This window comes from Armatimonadota bacterium, from assembly GCA_031459715.1.
GTDB lineage: Bacteria > Sysuimicrobiota > Sysuimicrobiia > Sysuimicrobiales > Humicultoraceae > Humicultor > Humicultor tengchongensis.
Map to the genome: position 1 here is coordinate 1 of JAVKIA010000067.1, position 4,126 is coordinate 4,126.

Genomic DNA, 4,126 nt, shown 5'->3' on the forward strand with positions numbered 1-4,126 from the left:
AGAAGACCTGGTTCAGGTACCATTCCAGGATCTGGTCGTCGCTGTACTTGCGCTTCAGCTCGATGGCCAGGATGACCTCTTTGACCTTGCGGCCGATCGTCCGCTCGTGCCGCTCTTTCTCCGGGATGTAGACGTTCTTGACGAGCTGCTGGGTGATGGAACTGCCGCCGCTGCCCTTGAACCAGCCGGGCCCGAAGGGCGTGAGGTTTTCCAGGGCCGCCCGAACGACGCCACGCACGTTGATGCCCGGGTTGTCGTAGAAGCTGGCGTCCTCGGTGGAGATGGTGGCCTGGATGAGCCAGGGAGATATCTCGGAGAGGGGCACAGGGTTGCTCAGCCCCGATAGGGGATCGACGAACTCGTATAGCTGGGTACCGTAGCGGTCGTAGACGCGGCTGCCCGCCGAACCAGTCTTGGCCAGCGCTTGGTCAGGGGGATCCAGGTCGTGCGTGTAGTGCTGGTAGACGGCGAGAGCTACACCGCCACCTGCAATGAGGAGGGTCAGGAACAGGAGGCCAGCGAAGGCCATCAGCCAGACCCACATCGGAGCGCCGGAGCGCTTGCCGTTGCCGTTCAGCCGCCGGAGCCTGCGCCGGATGTACGGACGCCTCGCAGCCATCGCCTGCTAGTCCTTCTTCTCCAGAATAACGAAATGGGAGAGGCCAAAGATTCGTAATGGTGTGCCCTCGAGAGGATAGAGCACCCGTCGCAACACCGCCGAGGCGAAGCCGCTGCGGGCCGATAGGTTGTCGAAGCCGGGCCAGACGCAGGTGTGCACCACTATCCGGGCTGGCAGGCGGGCCAGAAGGCGTCGCAGACCGCCCCCAGTGTAGGCGCGCACGTGGGGCACCAGCCGCCGCCGCCAGGGGTCCGGCAGGTAGTTCACCAGGGGGATGTTTCCGAAGATGTAGCGCTTGCCCAGGAACACGCCGTGCGTCTCGAAGGGGTAGAGGCGGTTGGGGCAGAAGATGACGATGTTGCCCCCGGGCCGCGTCACGCGACAGGCCTCGCGCAGGGTGAGGGCGTCGTCGCGGACGTGCTCCAACACCTCGTGCAGGAGCACCAGGTCGAAGGCGGCGTCCCGGAAGGGGAGGTTTTCGCTCACCGCCACCGCCAGGCCTCCGCTGGGGGCGGGTGTTAGCGCCTGCGCGCCGCGCCGGACGCGCTGCCTATCGATGTCCACGCCGTAGACGTAGGCCGAGAACTCAGCCAGCCGCCGCACGAAGGTGCCGACACCACAGCCGATGTCCAGCATGCGGCGGCCCTCCAGGGGGACGTAGTGACGGATGAGGGAGAGGCGGCGCTCCAGGCCGAACCGCCAGACGTAACTGGGCTGGCCCAGGCCGGCCACCGGGGGGGCGGGCGCTGTCTTCACTTCCTCGACCACAACCTAGGGTATGGTAGCAGGGCGGGCGGCAAGCGGCAAGGTGGGAAGTGGAGATGACGCATGACTCTCCCCTCGTCGGCTTGCTTCTTTGTCCCCAGGCGATAGTATGTAGATCGGAGATAATCTAGGCCGAAGGTATGGAGAAAAAGGGCCGTCGATCCTTCGTCCGCATCAGGGGGCCAGGAGAGCGCCGTCTGGAAGCCCCCATCAGGGATGTCGATTTGCTCCGCCAGCAAGAGGGGGTCACAGAAGGGGAAGGCGCGGCGCCAGGCGAACGGACGCGGATCGTGATCCCGCGCCAGGAGCGGGGCGGCTCTGACTGGCCGGAGCAGGACATCGAGCTGCGGGAGGTTCGTTATGGGCGGGCCTCTCGCGGGCCGTACCTGCGGGTGGTGCCGCGCCAGCGGCGGTTCACGCGGGTCGCTCCGGGCTACCTGGAAGCCACGCGGCTGGCCAGCATTCCTGCCGACACTCTCGGCCGGTATCTCGCCGGCCTCAAGCAAGTGATCATTGGCAGCCCGTTCGCTACATCGCAGGCGATCCACGAGCGGCTGACCAAGGTGAAAGCCCTGCCCATCTTCTCATCAGACGCGCTGTCCTCCTCTGCCTACGCTACGGAAGAGATCCTAATCATGCTGGCGCTGGCTGGTTCGGGAGCGCTGTCCCACGCGCTGCCCATAACGGGGGTCATCGTCCTGCTGCTGGCCATTGTGACGCTTTCCTACCGCCAGACGATCAGGGCCTATCCCAGCGGGGGCGGCGCCTACACGGTGGCACGCGAGAATTTGGGACAGGGCCCGGGGCTAGCAGCGGCGGCGGCGCTGATGGTGGACTATGTCCTGACCGTGGCGGTAAGTGTGGCGGCGGGGGTGGCGGCCATCACTTCGGCGGCGCCCGGCCTCTACGACGTGCGGGTTCCGATAGGAGTGCTGGTGGTGTCATTGTTCGCTCTGGGAAACCTACGGGGCATCCGCGAATCGGGGACAATGTTCGCCGCCCCCACCTATTTCTTCATCCTGGCCATGGGCACGATGATCGTGGTGGGTCTGATCAAAGTGGTCATCGGGGATGCACCGGGGTCGCTGCTGCACGGTGCGCCGCCGCGGGAGCAGGTGGTGGCCACTCAGGGGCTAACGGTGTTCCTCATCTTGCGGGCCTTTTCGTCCGGCAGCGCGGCGCTGACGGGGGTAGAGGCCATCTCCAATGCTGTACCAGCGTTCAAGCCGCCGGAAAGTCAGAACGCGCGGACGACGCTGACAATGATGGCCTGCATTTTGGCTTTCCTATTCCTGGGCGTCTCCTACTTGAGCAGTCGCTATGGGCTGGTACCGTCGGAGAAGGAGACCATCGTATCGATGCTGGGTAAGGGCGTCCTGGGCGAGAACGTGCTGTATTACGCTTACCAGGCGGCGACGGCGCTGGTGTTGTTCATGGCCGCTAATACCAGCTTCGCTGGTTTCCCGTGGCTCTCGGCCATCCTGGCCAGGGACCGGTTCATGCCGCGGCAGTTCGCCTTCAAGGGAGACCGCCTGGCCTTCTCTCGAGGCATCGTCTTCCTGGCGGGCGCTGCGTCCCTGCTGCTCATCGTCTTCGCTGGAGAGGTGACAAGGCTAATACCGCTGTATGCGGTAGGGGTGTTCGTCTCCTTCACGCTCTCGCAGTCGGGTATGGTGGCGCACTGGTGGCGGCTGCGGGAGCCCGGCTGGCGCGGGAGCCTGGTGATCAATGGCGTGGGAGCGGCAGCGACGGCGGTGGTGGCGCTGATCATCGCCAGCACCAAGTTCACCCACGGGGCCTGGATCTCCATCCTGCTGATGCTGGCGCTGATGCTCTTGTTCACGCGAATACGGCGCCACTACGACTGGTTTGATGAGGTTGTGGGGGTCGACGAGGCTATGCTTCCATCCGGCGTCCCGACCACAGTGCCGGCGGAGCGTCCACTAACACGGGAGCACATTGTGGTGCCGGTGGACGGCATCAGCAAGGTGACCCTGGCGGCGATAGCGTTTGTGCGAGAGCTGTCCGGCAGGGTGACGGCGGTGTACATCACGGACGATAGGGAGGAGGCAGACGAGCTCCGGGCGCGCTGGGAGAAGATGATCCCGGACATTCCGCTGCTGATCATCGAGTCGCCGTACCGGGCGTTCGTGGCGCCGATGCTGGCTTACGTGGGGTCGCTGCAGCGGGCCGAGCCGGGGGGAAACATCACGGTGGTGTTACCCGGCTTCGTCCCGCGCCACTGGTGGGAGCGGCCCCTGCACAACCAGAACGTGCTGCGCCTGAAGCCTCACCTCAGGAAGCAGCCGGGGGTGAGGGTCATCGACCTGCCGTACCGGCTGGAGGAGAAGTGAGGGCCTCCGCTCGTCCTGAGCCCGCAGGCGAAGAATCTGGGGAGGGGAGCTCCACCCTGCTCCAGAGACCCTTCGCTGCGGCTCGGGGTGACAGCACAGTGGCGGCGTTCTTCGCTTGTCGTTCGACATCATCCGGAGGCGGATTGCTGGGCAGAGACTCACCCTGAGCGGTTGGACATGCGGCGGTAGCGCCGCAGGGCCTCCATGAGCGATAATAGAGCGGAAGGAATCAAAGGGAACGATCATGGCCAAGGCCGACGGACGTAAGCCCTTCGAGTATGAGTACCGGCCGGGCGAGGAGCTGGTGCTGCGCTTTCGCCGCCCTGTCATCGACTTCATCCCCTGCGAGGCGCGGGACCACCTGCTGGCGGCTCAGAAGGAGTTCTTG

At 65.2% G+C, this 4,126-nt stretch carries 3 protein-coding genes; 1 reads left to right on the plus strand and 2 read right to left on the minus strand.

All coding sequences use genetic code 11. From position 1 onward, the window contains the following. Positions 1–619, minus strand: a 619-nt coding sequence (locus QN152_13685) for a biosynthetic peptidoglycan transglycosylase (protein MDR7540553.1), incomplete at its 3' end; no start/stop codon positions are given. Positions 620–625: 6 nt separating this feature from the next. Beyond that, positions 626–1,375 (minus strand): class I SAM-dependent methyltransferase, encoded by a 750-nt coding sequence (locus QN152_13690; GenBank protein ID MDR7540554.1) that lies wholly within the window; start codon positions 1,373–1,375, stop codon positions 626–628. Positions 1,376–1,674: 299 nt separating this feature from the next. Here QN152_13690 and QN152_13695 point away from each other — a divergent pair, with 299 nt between their 5' ends. Next, a complete protein-coding gene (locus QN152_13695; GenBank protein ID MDR7540555.1) occupies positions 1,675–3,738 on the plus strand; it encodes an APC family permease in 2,064 nt (687 codons plus the stop codon). Positions 3,739–4,126 lie beyond the last annotated feature (388 nt).